This window comes from Nocardia asteroides (assembly GCF_021183625.1).
In the GTDB taxonomy this organism is placed as follows: domain Bacteria; phylum Actinomycetota; class Actinomycetes; order Mycobacteriales; family Mycobacteriaceae; genus Nocardia; species Nocardia asteroides_A.
Genome location: NZ_CP089214.1, coordinates 1,584,288 through 1,600,448, shown reverse-complemented (window position 1 = coordinate 1,600,448; position 16,161 = coordinate 1,584,288). Strand labels below are relative to the sequence as shown.

Sequence of the window (16,161 nt, the reverse complement as noted above, 5' to 3'; positions counted from 1 at the left end):
TCGTCTCGGCGGACCGGGCCGTCGCGCGTCTAGCCGGCGCGCAGGGTGAGCCCGCTGCCGTTGTCGTTGCGCAGGGTGAGCAGGTCGGCGTCGGCGCTGAGCGTGACGTGGCCGTCGAGGGCGCGCAGCACCGACTGCTCGATCTCCATCACCGCGGGCGGGCAGAGCATCCTGGTGGTCGCCACCCGGAAGGTGGCCGAGCCCGCGCCCACCTCCGCGGTGCCGGTGAGCTGGTTGCAGCCGGCCGAGCCGGTGACCGCGCCGTCCGGGGCGATGCGCAGGGTCGGGGCGGCCTGGTCGATCGCCTCCGCGCGGATCCGCGACTCCGGGGTGAGCAGCTCGGTCACCGTCCAGACGGTGTCGTGCACCGGCCGGTCCGGCTGCGCGATCTTCTTGTCCAGCAGCTCGACGGTCTGGCCCTCGGCGCGCAGGATCAGCGTGCCGTCGGTGAGCTGCCAGGTCGGGGTGGCGTTCAGCAGTCGCGCCACCCACTGGTCGGCGTCGGCGCGGTCGCCGGGGCAGCCCATGAGCGTGCCTGCGAGTTCGCCCACCCGCAGCACGTCGCCGTCGAAGGTCACCGGGCCGGTGGTGGTGTTGCACCCGGCGTTCGCCGAGACGCGGCCGTCGGCGAACCGCAGCGTCAGCGGACCACCGCCGGGGATCGGGGCGCCGTCGACGGTGGTGGACAGGAAGGTGCGGCCCATCGGCGTGTTGTCGGGGGAGGGGGACCCGGAGCCGCCGTCGTCGGCACAGGCGACGGCCGCACACAGGGCGAACAGCACAACCGCGCCGAAACGCAGCAAGGTGGCCGGCATGCGGGTGATTGTCGCACGGTGATGATCTCTACAGCCGTCGGCGGGGTGTGGACCGCGCGTTGCTGGTTATTGTCGTCCCAGTGACGACCGCTGATGCCACCGCGCCGGTGTCCACCTGGGCACCGCTGCGCTCCCCGCTGTACCGCGCGCTGTGGATCGCGCAGCTGGTGTCGAATCTGGGCACCTGGATGCAGACGGTGGGCGCCCAGTGGCTGCTGGTCTCCGAGCCGAACGCGGCCACCCTGGTCTCGCTGGTGCAGACCGCGATCACGCTGCCGGTGATGCTGCTCTCCATCCCCTCCGGCGTCCTGGCCGACCTGCTGGACCGGCGCAACCTGCTGCTCGCGGCGCAGTCGGCGATGGCGCTGCTTGCCGCGGTGCTCGCCGTCGCCACCGCGACCGGCCATACCAGCCCTGGCGTGCTGCTCACCCTGCTCTTCCTGCTCGGCTGCGGCCAGGCCATGACGGCGCCCGCCTGGCAGGCGATCCAGCCGGAGCTGGTGCCGCGCGAGCAGATCCCGTCGGCGGCGGCGCTGGGCAGCATGAGCGTGAACATCGGCCGCGCGGTCGGCCCCGCGGTGGCCGGCGTGCTGGTCGCCGCCTCCGGCCCGACCCTGGTGTTCGCGCTGAACGCCGCCTCCTTCGTCGGCATCGTCGGCGTGCTCTTCCTGTGGCGCCGCCCGCGCACCGACCGGCAACTGCCGAGCGAGCGCCCGCTGGCCGCGCTGCACGCGGGCACCCGCTTCATCCGCGCCGCCCCGGCGATCCGCCGCGTGCTCATGCGCTCGCTGCTCTTCGTCGCCCCGGCCAGCGCGCTCTGGGCGCTGCTCCCGATCGTGGCGGCGGACCAGCTCGGGCTCTCCTCCTCCGGCTACGGCCTGATGCTCGGCGCGCTCGGGCTGGGCGCGGTCGCCGGCGCGGTCGGGCTTGGCAGGCTGCGCCGCCGGCTCGACCCGACCGCCCGGCTCGCGGTCGCCGCCGTGCTGTTCGGGATCGCGACGGCCGGGGTCGCGGTGCTCCCGGTGCTCTGGCCGATCCTGGTGCTGCTGGTCTTCGGCGGCCTGGCCTGGCTGCTCGCCATGTCCACGCTGAACGCCACCATGCAGCTGCTGCTCCCGGCCTGGGTGCGGGCCCGCGGGCTCGCCGTCTACATGCTGGTGTTCATGGGCGGGCAGGCCATCGGCTCGCTGGTGTGGGGGCTGATCGCCGGGGCGATCGGCGTGGTCGCGACGCTGCTGGTGGTGGCGGCGCTGCTCGGGCTGTGCGCGATCAGCACGCTGTGGCTGCCGATCCGGCACGACCCGGAGGCGCTCGACCTCACCCCGGCCAGCTTCTGGCCGGAGCCGCAGCTGGTGGTCGAGCCGGAGCCGGAGGACGGCCCGGTCCTGGTGCTGAGCAGCTACGACGTCGACCCAGGCGACCGTGCCGAATTCCTCGCCGCGATGGCCTTCGTCGGCCGCTCCCGGCAGCGCACCGGCGCCATGGAGTGGCGGCTCTACCGCGACGTCGGCGTGCTCGACCGCTACGTGGAGGCGTTCGTGGTGCGCTCCTGGGCCGAGCACATGCACCAGCACCAGGTCCGGCTGACCGCGCAGGACCGGCTGCGCGAGCGCGAGGTCAGGCGCTTCGCGACCGGCGACGAACAGATCACCCACCTGGTCGCGGTCGAACCACGCTGACCCGGTGCGGAGCATGCCGCGCGCTCCCATAGACTGACGGGCATGCGGATGTTCCTGGATATCCTCCTGATCGTCACCAGCGTGCTGCTGGTGCTGCTGGTGCTGCTGCACCGCGCCAAGGGTGGGGGCCTGTCCAGCCTGTTCGGTGGCGGCATGCAGTCGAGTCTCTCCGGCTCGACCGTCGCCGAGAAGAACCTCGACCGCATCACCATCTTCACCGGGATCATCTGGCTCATCGCCATTCTCGGCATCGGCCTGGAGATCAAGTTCTCCTGACCGCGCTCACCCGGTGCGCGGCACCCGCCCGTCCACGTCGGTGAAGCCGTAGCGGTCGGCCAGATCGGCCACCCGCCACGCCTTCCCGGTGAGTTCGGCGCGCGCCGGATCCTTCGCCAGCGCCGCGACGGCGCGGCCCGCGAACCGCGGCGTCTCCGCCTCCGCCAGATCCACCGTCGGCTCGCCGGGCAGCGTCACCAGCCGCCTGCCGCGGTCGTCGGCCGGAATCAGTTGCAGCAGTTCGGTGTCGACGATGCCGGGCCACAGCGACACCACCGTCACCCCGGTGCTGGTGAGGTCGTGCGCCAGGTCGGCGGTGAGCCGGTCCACCGCCGTCTTGCCGACCCCGTAGACGGCGTTGTGCAGGTACCGGATCGAGCCGGGCGAGGAGATCTGCGCGATCAGCCCGCGCGCGGCCCGCAGCAGGTCGGCGGCGTAGTGCGCGGCCGCGTAGTGCGAGCGCACCCCGACGTCGAAGGTCTCGTCCCAGGCCGCGGGCGGCACCTCCCAGAACGGCTTGCCCAGGTGCCTGGCCGCGGCGGGGGAGTTGTAGACGTTGTTGACCAGCACATCGAGCCTGCCGTGCACGGCGCGGACCCGCTCGAAGAGCCCGGCCACCGCCTCGTCGTCCCGGTGGTCGCAGACCACCGGGACCCCGGTGCCGCCCAGCGCGTCGATCTCCGCCGCGGTCTCCGCCAACGTGCCGGGGAGCCTGCCCTTGCCGCCGCCGCGCCCGGTCAGGTAGACGGTCGCGCCCGCCGCGCCCAGCTCCAGTGCCACGCCCTTGCCGATGCCACGGCTCGCGCCGGTGACCACTGCGATGAAGTCGGGTGTTCCGCTCATGGTTGCAGCACACTACCGTCGAATGAGAACACGTTCTAGTAGAGGGGAGTGGGCGTTGGCGCTCACCCGACGGGAGTTCACGGCCGGCGAGGTCACCATGCGGGTCACCGAGGCCGGCTCCGGCCCGCCGGTGATCTTCTGCCACGGCTTCCCGCACACCGGCTACATCTGGCACCGGCAGCTGAGCGCGCTGGCGGCGGCCGGCTACCACGCGCTCGCCCCCGACCTGCGCGGCGCGGGCGGCACCCCGTGCCCGCCGTCCGGCTGCGCGAACCGCGAGGTGATCGGGGACCTGCTGGCGCTGCTGGACGACATCGGCGCCGAGCGCGCGGTCTTCGCCGGCCTCGATTTCGGCGCCGCGCTGGTCTGGGAGCTGGCCTGGCGGGCGCCGGAGCGGATCAGCGGCCTGATCGTGCTGAACAACGTCTTCCAGCCCCGGCCGCCGAAGCCGCCGAGCGAACTCTGGGCGCGGGCCGCCCGCAAACACTTCCTGCACCTGGACTACTTCCAGCGCGAGGGCCCCGCCGACGCCGAGCTGAACAGCGCGCCCCGCGACTTCCTCGCCCGGGTGTACTTCGCGCTCAGCGCCGACTACCACTACTTCGACACCTGGCGCTTCCCGCCGGAGAACACCGGCTACCTCGACGTCCTGCCCGAGGCGCCGCCGCTGCCCTGGAGCTGGCTCGCCACCGAGGAGCTGGACACCCTCGCCGCCGAGTTCACCCGCACCGGCTTCACCGGCGGGCTCGGCTGGTACCGCGCGCTGGACCGGAACTGGGCGCTCACCGAGGAGTTCGCCGGGAAGCCGATCACCGTGCCCACCTACTTCCTCTACGGGGACCGGGACCCCGATATCGAGGGGTTCAGCGGGCGCGACCCGTTCGGCACCATGCGCGAGCACGTGCCGGGGCTGCGCCGGATGGACGAGGTCAGCGGGGCCGGGCACCTGGTGCAGCTGGAGCGCACCGACGAGGTGAACGCGCTGCTGCTGGACTACCTGGCCGAGCTCTAGCGGTACTCGTCGGCGAGCGCGGCGTACGGCTCCCAGCGCGGGAGCTCGCGCTCCTCCAGGTGCGCGCGGAGCCGGTCCAGCAGGAACTGCCAGCGCGGGCCGAGCTCGCGCGCCTCCTGCTGCCCCACGTGCCTGCGGCTCAGCTCGACGGTGGTGACCACGCCGACGTGCCGCAGCCTGACCTCCAGCGCGGAGCCGTCGAGCAGCACGGTCAGCGCGTGCGGCGCCTCGCGGTGCTCGACCCGGACCGCGATCGGGCCGTCGACCGGGCCGTCGAACGGGGTCAGCTGCCCGTCCTCGATGCTGCCGAGCCAGGCCGCGACCCGCTGCGGCTCGGTGATGGCCGCCCAGACGGCGAGCACCGGCTGCGCGAACGAGCGCTGGTAGTGCAGCTCCACCAGGTCGCGCGCGGGGACGCCGTGCTCGGGCCGGACCTCGCCGAGTACCGAGTTCGCGGTGTCTGCCGATGCGGCTGCCATGTCGGGGTCCCTTTCGCCGGTCGTGGAGTTCCCCCAACTGTATTGCCGGGAGGTGGCCGCCGAATCGCATTCCGGGTTGTCGATCACGGCGCGTCGCCTAGCGGCGCAGCAGGTCGCGTGCCGCGCGCTCGATCGTGTCCTCGTCCAGCAGGACGTGCGCGGCGGCGGGGCCGAGCGGGACGAAGCTGTCGGCGCTGGTGACCCGCGCCATCCGGCCGTCGAAGCCGGCGTCGACCAGCGCGGTGAGCACCGACTCGGAGACGCCGCCGCTGCGCCTGGTCTCGTCGGCGACCAGCACCCGGCCGGTGGCGCGGGCGGCGCGCAGCAGGTCGGCCTCCGGGAGCGGGGTGAGCCAGCGCAGGTCGAGCACCCGGGTCGCGATGCCATCGGCGGCGAGGTGGCGGGCGACCCGCAGGCACATCGGGACGGTGTTGGCGAAGCAGACCAGGGTGAGGTCGGTTCCCGCGCCGTACTCGCGCGCGCCGCCGATCGGTACGTGCTCGGTGCCAAGGGTGCCCGCCCAGCCCTCGTCGCCGGGTTCATACAGGTCACGGGTGTGGTAGAGCGCGATGGGCTCGAGGAAGACGCAGACGCGGCCGTCCACCCGGGCCGCTGCCAGGCAGGTGCGCAGGAGCGCGGCGGCGTCGTCGGCGCGGGCGGGGGAGGCGAGGACCACCCCGGGGATGTCGCGCAGCGCGGCCACCGCGTTGTCGTTGTGGAAGTGGCCGCCGAACCCCTTCTGGTAGCCGTAGCCGGCGATCCGCACGACCATTCCGTTGCGGTAGCGGCCCCGCGAGAAGAACGGGAGCGTGGCGGCCTCACCGCGCAGCTGGTCGATGGCGTTGTGCAGGTAGGCCAGGTATTGGATCTCCGGGACCGGGAGGAAACCGGCCAGGGCCGCGCCGAGTGCGGTGCCGAGGATGCTCTGCTCGTCCAGCAGGGTGTCGAAGACGCGGCGCGGGCCGAAGCGGGTGCGCAGGTTCTTGGTGACGCCGTAGACGCCGCCCTTGCGGGCGACGTCCTCGCCGAACACCAGGACGGCGGGGTCGGTGGTGAGTGCCTCGGCGAGGGTGTGGTTGATCGCTGCCGCGAGGGTGAGCGGGGCGGGTGGCTCGCCCGGTGGGCGGCGCAGCCGCTCGACGGCCGCGCGGACCGCGTCCGGGCGGGCGGGGGCGAGCGGGGCGATGACCTCGGCCGCCGAGGTCAGCCCCGGTTCGGCGAGCGCGGCGGTAACTGCTTCGGTGACGGCGGCGTGCACGCGGTCGTGCAGGGCGAGGACGTCGACGCCGCGGGCGGCCAGCAGCCGGGCGGTAGCGAGGAGCGGGTCGCGGGCGGCGTCGGCGGCGATCTCGGCGGGGGAGCGGTAGGCGGACTCCACGTCGGAGCCGGCGTGGCCGAGCAGCCTCGTCGTGCGCAGCCGGAGGAAGGCGGGTGCGCGGTGCTCACGCACCCAGTCGGTGGCGGCGCGCGCGGTGGCGACGGCGGCGGGGAGGTCGGTGCCGTCGGCTTCGAACCAGCGCAGGCCGGGGCGGGTGGCATAGGCGGTGCTGATCCAGCCGGGCGGGGTCGGGACGCTCAGGCCGATGCCGTTGTCCTCGCAGACGAAGAGGATCGGCATGGGAATGCCCTGGTGGGCGGTGTGGATCGCGGTGTTGATCGCGCCGGTCGCGGTGGAGTGGTTGGCGGAGGCGTCGCCGAAGGTGCACAGGACCACCGAGTCGGTGGGCCACTCGGGTCGTGCGCCCGGGCGGTTCAGGGCGAAGGCGATCCCGACCGCTCGCGGCAGGTGCGAGGCGATGGTCGAGGTCTGCGGAATGATCGAGGCTTCCGCTCGGCCGAAGACCTTGTGCCTGCCGCCCGCCATCGGCTCCGCCTCGGCCGCGACCACGCCGAGCAGGACGTCGCTGATCGGGTCGAGACCGGGCAGCTGCCGGCAGCGGTGCACGTAGAACGCACCCGAGCGGTAGTGCAGCAGCGCCGGATCGGTCGGCCGCGTCGCCTCCGCCAGCGCCGCGTTCCCCTCGTGGCCCGCTGAGCTGATGCTGTAGTACCCCCGCTTCGCCGCACCCAGCTCCCGGGCCGCGAAGTCGAGGTGCCTGCTCGTCAGCTGCGACTCGAACAGTGCGGTCAGCGCACCGCCCGTATCGGGGCCGTGTTCTGCCCGCAACGGGCCGGAGTTCGCCGAAGGTCCCTCGCCGACAGCCGACCAACGCTCCCCGCCCGACGACGGATGCCCGTCGCCGGGCTGCGCCGCCGCGGTGCGCGCGGTCGGGGCGTGGCCGGGCTGGGCCGGGCCACCCGGCGCGGCGTGCGAGGTGGCATCGCCAGGGTGCGCCTGGACCGGAGTAACACCACTTCCACCGGGCGGGTGTGGTGGGTGCGCGGCACCCACTTCCCCCACCACCACGGTGAGTTCGCCGCGGAGCCGGTCGGCCGGGGTCGGCACGGAGATCAGGCGAGCTTCGCGGCGGCGTCCCGATCCAGCAACCAGAGGGTGGATTCGCCGCCGATCGCGCCCGCGGCGGGGATTTCGTCCGGCTCGGCACCGGCGCGGGCAGCGGCTACGGCATCCGCCTTGGCGGCGCCGCCGACGACGAGGACGACGTGCCGCGCCCGGCGGATGGCGGGGAGGGTGAGGGTGACCCGGACCGGCGGCGGCTTGGGCGACGCCGTGACCGCGACGACCAGGTCGTGCTGCTCGCGCACGGCGTCGGTGTGCGGGAAGAGCGAGTTGATGTGCCCCTCCCCGCCCATCCCGAGCAGGTGCAGGTCGAAGGCGCCGTGCTCGGCGAGGTGCGCGTGCACCGCGGCCGCGTACTCGGCGGCGGCCTCGACCGGGTCCCGGTACTCGCCGTCCGAGGTCGCCACCGGGTGCACCCGCGCACGGTTCACCGGCACGTGGTCCAGCAGCGCCTCCCGCGCCTGCAGCTCGTTGCGCTCCGGATCACCGGCGGGCACGAACCGCTCGTCGCCCCAGAAGACGTCGAGCCGGGACCAGTCGATCTCCCCGGGCGACTCGCGCACCAGCTTCAGCAGCCCGATCCCGGTGCCGCCGCCGGTGAGCACCACCGACGCCGAGCCACGCTCGCGCTGCGCCGCCACCACGATCCGCACGAAGTGCTCGGCGGCGGCCGCGACCAGCGCGTCGCCGTCGAGCTCGACCTGCACGCTATCCGTCATAGCTCACCCTCTCGATGCCGGCCAGCGCCTCGGCGTAGATCTCGTCCGGGTCCAGCCTGCGCAGCTCCTCGGCCAGGCAGTCCCTGGTCTCCCTGCGGGCCAGCGCGATCCGCTGATCCGGGTCGCCGGTGCGGGTGAGCGTCGCGGTCACCCCGGTCTGCGGCCGCGCGATGGTGATCGACGCGGTCGGGCGGCGCACCTCGACCCGCAGGTCACCGGTCCTGCGCTGCACCGGGCAGCCGAGCTTGGCGGCGAGCCAGCCCGCCAGCATGTCCAGCGCAGGCTCCGCGCGCAGCCCCGAGACCACCACGGAATCCACCGGCTCGTGCGGCGGCTCGTCCATCTCGGCGGCGAGCAGCGCACGCCAGTAGGTGATCCGGCTCCAGGCCAGGTCGGTGTCGCCGCTGGCGTAGGAGGCGCGCCGCCGCTTGATCGCCTCCAGCGGGTCGGGGGCGAAGGTGGCGTCGGTGATCCGCCTGGTGGCGAGCCGCCCGACCGAATCCTTGGCCGGGAAATCCGGCGCGCCGCGCGGCCACCAGGCCACCACGGGGGTGTCCGGCAGCAGGAACGGGATCACCACGCTGCTCTCGTGGTTCACCAGGTCGCCCTGCAGCCGCAGCACGATCACCTCGGCGGCCCCGGCGTCGCCGCCGACCCGGATCTGCGCGTCCAGCTTGGTCGGCGCCTCGCGGTCGCCGCGGGCCAGCACGACGACCCGGCAGGGGTGCTCCCGGCTGGCGTCGTTGGCGGCGTCGATGGCGTCCTCGGCCTCGGAGCTGTCCAGGGTGCAGACCACCAGGGTGAGCACCCGGCCCTGGGTGATCACGCCGTTGGATTCGCGCAGCTTCACCAGCCGCTTGGTCACGTCGCCGGTGGTGGTCTCCGGCATGTCGATGATCACGGTCGCCGCCATTCCCGGCCGGTGCGGGCCAGCATCTCGTCCGCCGAGGCCGGGCCCCAGGTGCCCGACTCGTACGGTTCCGGTCTGCCCCGCGCCGCCCAGTGCTCGATCACCGGATCGAGGATGCGCCAGGACAGTTCGACCTCCGCGTTCACCGGGAAGAGCGAGGGCTCGCCGAGCAGCACGTCCAGGATGAGCCGCTCGTACGCCTCGGGGGAGGACTCGGTGAAGGCGGAGCCGTAGCTGAAGTCCATGTTCACGTCGCGCACCTCCATGCTGGAGCCCGGCACCTTCGAGCCGAACCGCATGGTGATCCCCTCGTCCGGCTGCACCCGGATGACCAGCGCGTTCTGCCCGAGCTCCTCGGTCATGGTCTGGTCGAAGGGCAGGTGCGGGGCGCGCTTGAAGACCACCGCGATCTCGGTGACCCGCCGCCCGAGCCGCTTGCCGGTGCGCAGGTAGAACGGGACGCCCGCCCAGCGGCGGGTATCCACCTCCAGCGTGATGGCGGCGTAGGTCTCGGTGCGCGATTCCGGGTCGAAGCCCTCCTCGTCGAGCAGCCCGACCACGTGCTCGCCGCCCTGCCAGCCCTCGGCGTACTGACCGCGCGCGGTGGTCGCGTCCAGCGGCTCGACCAGCTTGGTCGCCGAGAGCACCTTGATCTTCTCGGTCTGCAGCTGCCGCGGCTGGAAGCTGATCGGCTCCTCCATGGCGGTGAGCGCGAGCAGTTGCAGCAGGTGGTTCTGGATGACGTCGCGGGCCGCGCCGATGCCGTCGTAGTACCCGGCCCGGCCGCCGAGCCCGATGTCCTCGGCCATGGTGATCTGGACGTGGTCGACGTAGTTGGCGTTCCAGATCGGGTCGAAGAGCTGGTTGGCGAAGCGCAGCGCCAGCAGGTTCTGCACCGTCTCCTTGCCCAGGTAGTGGTCGATCCGGAAGACCGTCTCCTCCGGGAAGACCCGGTTCACCAGGGCGTTCAGCTCGACGGCGCTCTCCGAGTCGTGCCCGAAGGGCTTCTCGATCACCACTCGGCGCCAGGGCTTGCGGCCCTCGGCGTCGACCTTCTGCGGCTGCGCCAGGTCGTGCGCGGAGAGCTTGTCCAGCACCACCGGGAACATGTTCGGCGGGATGGAGAGGTAGAAGGCGTGGTTGCCGCCGGTGCCGCGGTCCTTGTCCAGCGTGGCGAGGGTATCGGCGAGCTGGGCGAAGGCGGCGTCCTCCTCGAAGGTGCCCTGCACGAACCGGATGCCCTCGGCGAGGTGGTCCCAGACCTCCTGCCGGAACGGGGTGCGGGCGTGCGCCTTGACCGCCTCCAGCACCACCTGGGCGAAATCCTCGTCGGCGTAGTCGCGCCTGGCGAACCCGACCAGGGCGAAGCCGGGGGGTAGCAGCCCCCGGTTCGCCAGGTCGTAGATGGCCGGCATCAGCTTCTTCCGGGAGAGATCCCCGGTCACGCCGAAGATCACCATGCTGCACGGCCCCGCGATCCGGGGTACGCGCTTGTCCCGCTCGTCACGCAGCGGGTTCGTCCACTCGTGCACTGTGCCGGCCATCGGGTCAGCGGTCCCCGTGCTCCGCCGCGCCGAGCTCGGCGGCGGTCGCGGAGAGCAGCTCTTCCCACGACTTCTCGAACTTGTCCACGCCCTCGCGCTCCAGCGTGACGAAGACGTCGTCCAGGTCGATGCCGACGGCGGAGAGCCGGTCGAAGACCTGCGCCGCCTCCGCGGCGGTGCCGCTCACCGTGTCGCCGCGGATCTCGCCGTGGTCCGCGACCGCCTGCAGGGTGGCCTCGGGCAGCGTGTTCACGGTGTTCGGCGCCACCAGCTCGGTGACGTAGAGGGTGTCCGGGTAGTCCTTGTTCTTGACGCCGGTGGAGGCCCAGAGCGGCCGCTGCCGGTTCGCGCCTGCCGAGGCCAGCTGGTCGTAGGTGGAGCCGTGGCTGCCGCCGTTGAACACCGACTCGTACTCGGCGTAGGCCAGCCGCGCGTTGGCGACGGCGGCCTGGCCGCGCAGCGCCAGCGCCTCGTCGGTGCCGATCGCGTCCAGCCGCTTGTCGATCTCGCTGTCCACCCGGGACACGAAGAACGAGGCGACCGAGTGGATCTTCGCCAGGTCGTGCCCGGCGGTGCGGGCCCGGCGCAGGCCGTCCAGGTAGGCGCCCATCACGGCGCGGTACCGCTGCACCGAGAAGATCAGCGTCACGTTGACGCTGATGCCCTCGCCGATCGTCGCGGTGATGGCGGGCAGCCCCGCCTCGGTGGCCGGGATCTTGATGAACAGGTTGGGCCGGTCCACGATCTTCCACAGCTCGACGGCCTGCGCGGCGGTCTTGTCCGCGTCGAAGGCCAGCCGCGGGTCGACCTCGATGGAGACCCGGCCGTCCACCCCGCCCGAGGCCTCGAAGACCGGGGCGAAGACGTCGCACGCCGAGCGCACGTCGTCGGTGGTGATGGTGCGGATGGCGGAATCCGCGTCGGCGCGCTGCTCGGTGAGCTCGCGCACCTGGTCGTTGTAGGCGTCGCCCTTGCTGAGCGCCTGCTGGAAGATGGTCGGGTTGGTCGTCACGCCGACCACGCCGCGGGTCTCGATCAGCTCGGCCAGGTTGCCGGAGCGGATGCGGTCCCGGGAGAGGTCGTCGAGCCAGACCGAGACACCCGCCTCGCTCAGCGCGGTGAGATTCTGGTTCTGTGCCATGAGCGCTATCCCTTCACGTTCTCGAGCGTGCGGTGAGCGGCGTCGACGACGGCCTCGGTGGTGAAACCGAATTCGCGGAACAGGGTCTGGTAGTCGGCGGAGGCGCCGAAGTGCTCGATCGACACGATCTCGCCCGCGTCGCCGGCGAACCGGTGCCACGGCATCGCGATGCCCGCCTCGACGACCACCCGTGCGGTGGCGCCGGGGGGCAGCACCTCGTCACGGTAGGCCTTGTCCTGCGCGTCGAACCACTCCACACACGGCATCGAGACCACGCGGGTCGCGATGCCCTGCCCCTCCAGCGTAGTGCGGGCGGTGACGGCGAGCTGGAGCTCGGAGCCGGTGGCGATCAGGATCACCTGCGGGGTGCCGCCGGAGGCCTCGGCGAGGATGTACCCGCCCTTGCTCACACCCGCGTAGCTGGTGCCCTCCTGGATCGGCAGGTCCTGCCTGGTCAGCGCCAGTGCTGCGGGGCCGCCGAGCCCGGCCCGCTCGTGCGAGACGAACGGCGAGTTGTGCTTGCCGCTGTGCTTCTCCAGCACCGAGCGCCAGGCGTAGGCGGTCTCGTTGGCGTCGCCGGGGCGCACCACGTTCAGCCCGGGGATGGCGCGCAGCACCGCGAGGTGCTCGATCGGCTGGTGCGTCGGGCCGTCCTCGCCGAGGCCGATGGAGTCGTGCGTCCACACGTAGGTGGTCGGCGCCCGCATGATCGCGGCCAGCCGCACCGCCGGGCGCATGTAGTCGCTGAACACCAGGAAGGTGCCGCCGTACGGGCGGGTCGGGCCGTGCAGCACGATGCCGTTCAGGATCGCGCCCATGGCGTGCTCGCGGACGCCGAAGTGCAGCGTGCGGCCGTACGGGTCGGCCTTCCACATCCCGGTGGAGATCTCCTCGGGGCCGAAGCTGGCCGAGTCCGGGATGGTGGTGTTGTTGGATTCCGCCAGGTCGGCCGAGCCACCCCAGAGCTCCGGCAGCACCGGGCCGAGCGCGGCGAGCACCTTGGCCGAGGCCTTGCGGGTGGCGATCCCCTTGGCGTCCGGCTCCCAGGTGGGCAGGCCGTCGGCCCAGCCGTCGGGCAGCTCGCCGTTGAAGAGCCGGTCGAAGAGCTTCTTGGCCTCGGGCAGCCGCTGCGCCCAGGCGTCGAACGCGACGGTCCAGTCGGCGTGCGCCCGCGCGCCGCGCTCGGCGGCCTTGCGGGTGTGCGCGATGACCTCCGGGGCCACCTCGAAGCTCTGCTCCGGGTCGAAGCCGAGCGCGCGCTTGGTGCCGGCGACCTCGTCCGCGCCGAGCGCCGCGCCGTGCGAGGCGCCGGTGTTCTGCTTGGTCGGGGCGGGGAAGCCGATGATGGTGCGCAGCACGATGATCGAGGGACGGCCGAGCTCCGCCTTCGCCGCCGCCAGCGCGGCCTCGATGGCGACGACGTCCTCCCCGCCGTTCACCTCCTGCACGTGCCAGCCGTACGCCTCGTAGCGCTTCGCGACATCCTCGGTGAAGGCGATGGTGGTGTCGTCCTCGATGGAGATCTTGTTGTCGTCGTAGATCAGCGTCAGGTTGCCGAGCTGCTGGGTGCCCGCGAGCGACGACGCCTCCGCGGTGACGCCCTCCTCCATGTCGCCGTCCGAGGCGATCACGTAGATGTGGTGGTCGAACGGGCTCTCGCCCGCGGGGGCGTCCGGGTCGAACAGGCCGCGCTCGCGGCGGGCGGCCATGGCCATGCCGACGGCGGAGGCCAGCCCCTGCCCCAGCGGGCCGGTGGTGATCTCGACACCCTTGGTGTGCCGGTACTCCGGGTGGCCAGGGGTGAGCGAGCCCCACTTGCGCAGGTTCTTCAGGTCCTCCAGCTCCAGGCCGAACCCGGCCAGGTAGAGCTGGATGTAGAGGGTCAGGCTGGAGTGCCCGCAGGACAGCACGAAGCGATCGCGCCCCACCCACTCGGGGTCGGCCGGATCGTGCCGCAGGGTGCGCTGGAAGAGGGTGTAGGCGAGCGGCGCCAGGCTCATGGCGGTGCCCGGGTGGCCGTTGCCCGCGTTCTGCACCGCGTCGGCGGCGAGGACGCGGACGGTGTCGACGGCCTTGGTGTCCAGGTCCGTCCAGTCGTCCGGGTGATTCGGCTGAGTGAGCGCGCGGATGTCGTCTGTCACTGACACGACGGAGGTTCTCCTGTACTGGTTTCGTCGACGGGCGGGGTGTGCTGCCCACCCTAGAGGTGCCCGGCCCCACCGCCCCCGACAACCCTGGGGTGTCGAGGGTCTACCATCCTCTGTAGTAGTAGCCGACCGGAGGCGATGCACAGCGTGCGAGGAGAAACAGTGCCGATCGATCCACGACAGGACGACCTTGGTGCGCACGGCTCCTCCGGCACCGCGCTGGTCGACCGGTTCTCCGGAAGCGGTTTCCCCTCGCGCGCGATGCGCCGGGTGCTCGCCTACATCGCGCTGACCAAGCCGCGGGTCATCGAGCTGCTGCTGGTCGCGACGATCCCGACCATGCTGCTCGCCGATCGCGGCACCGTCGACATCCGGCTCATCCTGGTCACGCTGTTCGGCGGCTGGATGGGCGCGGCCAGCGCCAACACGCTGAACTGCGTGGCGGACGCCGATATCGACAAGGTCATGAAGCGCACCGCCAAGCGGCCGCTGGCCAGGGACGCGGTGCCGACCAGGAACGCCTTCGTCTTCGGCGTGCTGCTCGGCATCGGCTCGTTCGCCTGGCTCTGGTGGCAGGCCAACCTGCTCAGCGGCGCGCTGGTGGTGGCGACGATCCTGTTCTACGTCTTCGTCTACACGCTCGGGCTCAAGCGGCGCACCTCGCAGAACGTGGTGTGGGGCGGCGCGGCCGGGTGCATGCCGGCGCTGGTCGGCTGGTCCGCGGTCACCGGCGGCATCGGCTGGCCCGCGGTCGCGCTCTTCGGCGTGATCTTCTTCTGGACGCCGCCGCACACCTGGGCGCTGGCCATGCGCTACAAGGAGGACTACCGCGCGGCCGGGGTGCCGATGCTGCCGGTGGTCGCCACCGAGCGGGTCGTCACCAAGCAGATCGTCATCTACACCTGGCTCACCGTGCTCACCACGCTGGCGCTGGCCCCGGCCACCGGCGTGATCTACGCGGCGGTGGCGCTGGTGGCCGGGGCCTGGTTCCTGCTCATGGCGCACCAGCTCTACGCCGGGGTGCGGCGCGGCGAGTCGGTGAAGCCGCTGCGGCTCTTCCTGCAGTCGAACAACTACCTCGCGGTGGTCTTCTGCGGGCTCGCGGTGGACTCGGTGCTCGGCTGGGACACCATCGGCAGCCTCTTCTAGGGCGTCAGCACGATCGAGCCGGTGGTCCGGCGGCCCTCCAGGTCGCGGTGCGCGCGCTCGGCCTCGGCCAGCGGGTAGCTCGCGCCGACCCGGACCGCGAGCGAGCCGTCGGCGATCGCCTCCAGCACGTCGCCCGCGCGCCACATCAGCTCGTTGCGGTCGCGGGTGTAGTGCGCCAGCGTCGGGCGGGTGACGAAGAGCGAGCCGGCCGGGTTCAGCCGCTGCAGGTCGAACGGGGGGACCGGGCCGCTCGCCGCGCCGAAGAGCGCCAGCGTGCCGCGGATCCGCAGCGCGGCCAGGCTCGCCTCGAAGGTGTCCGCGCCGACGCCGTCGTACACCGCGGCCACGCCCTCGCCGCCGGTCAGCCCGCGCACCCGCTCGGCCAGGTCCGCACCGTAGCGCAGCACGTCGGTCGCGCCGGCCTCGCGGGCCAGCGCCTCCTTCTCGTCGGTGGAGACGGTGCTGATCACCCGGACGCCGCGGGCCGCGGCGAGCTGGGTCAGGATCAGCCCGACGCCGCCCGCACCGGCGTGCACCAGCACGGTCTCGCCCACCTTCGGCGCGGAGACCGAGTTCAGCAGGTAGTGCGCCGTCATCCCCTGCAGCAGCGCGGATGCCGCCACCGCCGGATCGACCCCGGCCGGGACGCCGATCGCCTTCGCGGCGGGGACCACGGTCAGCTCGGCGTAGCTGCCGGGCGCGTCGGCCCAGGCCACGATGTCGCCCTCGGCGAACTCGGTGACGTCACCACCGACCGCGACGACCTCGCCGGTGCCCTCGGCGCCCGGCACGTACGGCAGCTCGACGGGGTAGCGGCCGGTGCGGATGTAGGTGTCGATGAAGTTGACCCCGATCGCCGCCGTCCGCACCAGCAGATCGCCTGGGCCCGGCTTCGGGTCGGGGAGGTCGGCACTCCGCAGGACCTCGGGGCCGCCGATCTCGGTTACCTGGATGGCACGCATGTGTTCCAGTTCTACACCCGCTGA

The 16,161-nt window shown here is 72.6% G+C and carries 14 protein-coding genes; 4 read left to right on the top strand and 10 right to left on the bottom strand.

Annotated elements, in window-relative coordinates; genetic code table 11:
- Positions 1 to 29 precede the first annotated feature (29 nt).
- Complete coding sequence (locus LTT61_RS07805) at positions 30 to 815, bottom strand: META domain-containing protein (protein WP_233019258.1); 786 nt, start codon at positions 813 to 815, stop codon at positions 30 to 32.
- A gap of 80 nt (positions 816 to 895) precedes the next feature.
- Between LTT61_RS07805 and LTT61_RS07800 the strand changes: the two genes are divergently transcribed.
- A complete protein-coding gene (locus LTT61_RS07800) occupies positions 896 to 2,494 on the top strand; it encodes an MFS transporter (protein WP_233019257.1) in 1,599 nt (532 codons plus the stop codon).
- A 42-nt stretch (positions 2,495 to 2,536) separates the two neighbouring features.
- The gene (secG, locus tag LTT61_RS07795) at positions 2,537 to 2,770 is read left to right on the top strand and encodes a preprotein translocase subunit SecG (RefSeq protein ID WP_067657074.1); all 234 of its coding nucleotides are present in this window, start codon (positions 2,537 to 2,539) and stop codon (positions 2,768 to 2,770) included.
- Positions 2,771 to 2,776: 6 nt separating this feature from the next.
- Here secG and LTT61_RS07790 read toward each other — a convergent pair whose 3' ends face one another.
- Positions 2,777 to 3,613 (bottom strand): SDR family NAD(P)-dependent oxidoreductase, encoded by an 837-nt coding sequence (locus LTT61_RS07790; protein ID WP_233019256.1) that lies wholly within the window; start codon positions 3,611 to 3,613, stop codon positions 2,777 to 2,779.
- Positions 3,614 to 3,668: 55 nt separating this feature from the next.
- Here LTT61_RS07790 and LTT61_RS07785 point away from each other — a divergent pair, with 55 nt between their 5' ends.
- On the top strand, positions 3,669 to 4,625 hold the full coding sequence (locus LTT61_RS07785; protein ID WP_420094748.1) for an alpha/beta fold hydrolase: 957 nt from the start codon (positions 3,669 to 3,671) through the stop codon (positions 4,623 to 4,625).
- On the opposite strand, the gene LTT61_RS07780 is transcribed toward LTT61_RS07785, so the two are convergent.
- From LTT61_RS07780 to tkt, 7 genes are all read right to left on the bottom strand, one after another.
- Positions 4,622 to 5,104 (bottom strand): hypothetical protein, encoded by a 483-nt coding sequence (locus tag LTT61_RS07780; RefSeq protein WP_233019255.1) that lies wholly within the window; start codon positions 5,102 to 5,104, stop codon positions 4,622 to 4,624. The two genes, LTT61_RS07785 and LTT61_RS07780, sit on opposite strands and share 4 nt — an antisense overlap.
- Positions 5,105 to 5,201: 97 nt before the next feature.
- Positions 5,202 to 7,271: a thiamine pyrophosphate-dependent enzyme gene (locus tag LTT61_RS07775; protein WP_233020911.1), complete on the bottom strand. Its 2,070-nt coding sequence runs from the start codon at positions 7,269 to 7,271 to the stop codon at positions 5,202 to 5,204.
- 284 nt (positions 7,272 to 7,555) lie between these two features.
- Positions 7,556 to 8,284, bottom strand: coding sequence for a 6-phosphogluconolactonase (gene pgl / locus LTT61_RS07770; RefSeq protein WP_233019254.1), 729 nt, complete (start codon positions 8,282 to 8,284; stop codon positions 7,556 to 7,558).
- Positions 8,274 to 9,185 (bottom strand): glucose-6-phosphate dehydrogenase assembly protein OpcA, encoded by a 912-nt coding sequence (gene opcA / locus LTT61_RS07765; protein ID WP_233020910.1) that lies wholly within the window; start codon positions 9,183 to 9,185, stop codon positions 8,274 to 8,276. The genes pgl and opcA overlap by 11 nt, the downstream gene beginning before the upstream one ends.
- The gene (gene zwf / locus LTT61_RS07760) at positions 9,182 to 10,738 is read right to left on the bottom strand and encodes a glucose-6-phosphate dehydrogenase (protein WP_233019253.1); all 1,557 of its coding nucleotides are present in this window, start codon (positions 10,736 to 10,738) and stop codon (positions 9,182 to 9,184) included. The genes opcA and zwf overlap by 4 nt, the downstream gene beginning before the upstream one ends.
- A gap of 4 nt (positions 10,739 to 10,742) precedes the next feature.
- The gene (tal, locus tag LTT61_RS07755; protein ID WP_233019252.1) at positions 10,743 to 11,879 is read right to left on the bottom strand and encodes a transaldolase; all 1,137 of its coding nucleotides are present in this window, start codon (positions 11,877 to 11,879) and stop codon (positions 10,743 to 10,745) included.
- A 5-nt stretch (positions 11,880 to 11,884) separates the two neighbouring features.
- Complete coding sequence (gene tkt / locus LTT61_RS07750; RefSeq protein ID WP_233019251.1) at positions 11,885 to 14,026, bottom strand: transketolase; 2,142 nt, start codon at positions 14,024 to 14,026, stop codon at positions 11,885 to 11,887.
- A 261-nt stretch (positions 14,027 to 14,287) separates the two neighbouring features.
- Between tkt and LTT61_RS07745 the strand changes: the two genes are divergently transcribed.
- On the top strand, positions 14,288 to 15,175 hold the full coding sequence (locus LTT61_RS07745) for a heme o synthase (RefSeq protein ID WP_233020909.1): 888 nt from the start codon (positions 14,288 to 14,290) through the stop codon (positions 15,173 to 15,175).
- Here the strand turns inward: LTT61_RS07745 and LTT61_RS07740 are convergent.
- On the bottom strand, positions 15,172 to 16,137 hold the full coding sequence (locus LTT61_RS07740) for a quinone oxidoreductase family protein (protein ID WP_233019250.1): 966 nt from the start codon (positions 16,135 to 16,137) through the stop codon (positions 15,172 to 15,174). The genes LTT61_RS07745 and LTT61_RS07740 overlap by 4 nt on opposite strands.
- Positions 16,138 to 16,161 lie beyond the last annotated feature (24 nt).

Bases quoted from the DNA above. Each gene is read 5' to 3' on its own strand.
- LTT61_RS07805 (WP_233019258.1), bottom strand. From the start codon at position 815: ATGCCGGCCACCTTGCTGCGTTTCGGCGCGGTTGTGCTGTTCGCCCTG.
- secG (WP_067657074.1), top strand. From the start codon at position 2,537: ATGCGGATGTTCCTGGATATCCTCCTGATCGTCACCAGCGTGCTGCTG.
- LTT61_RS07790 (WP_233019256.1), bottom strand. From the start codon at position 3,613: ATGAGCGGAACACCCGACTTCATCGCAGTGGTCACCGGCGCGAGCCGT.
- LTT61_RS07780 (WP_233019255.1), bottom strand. From the start codon at position 5,104: ATGGCAGCCGCATCGGCAGACACCGCGAACTCGGTACTCGGCGAGGTC.
- pgl (WP_233019254.1), bottom strand. From the start codon at position 8,284: ATGACGGATAGCGTGCAGGTCGAGCTCGACGGCGACGCGCTGGTCGCG.
- zwf (WP_233019253.1), bottom strand. From the start codon at position 10,738: ATGGCCGGCACAGTGCACGAGTGGACGAACCCGCTGCGTGACGAGCGG.
- tal (WP_233019252.1), bottom strand. From the start codon at position 11,879: ATGGCACAGAACCAGAATCTCACCGCGCTGAGCGAGGCGGGTGTCTCG.
- LTT61_RS07745 (WP_233020909.1), top strand. From the start codon at position 14,288: ATGCGCCGGGTGCTCGCCTACATCGCGCTGACCAAGCCGCGGGTCATC.
- LTT61_RS07740 (WP_233019250.1), bottom strand. From the start codon at position 16,137: ATGCGTGCCATCCAGGTAACCGAGATCGGCGGCCCCGAGGTCCTGCGG.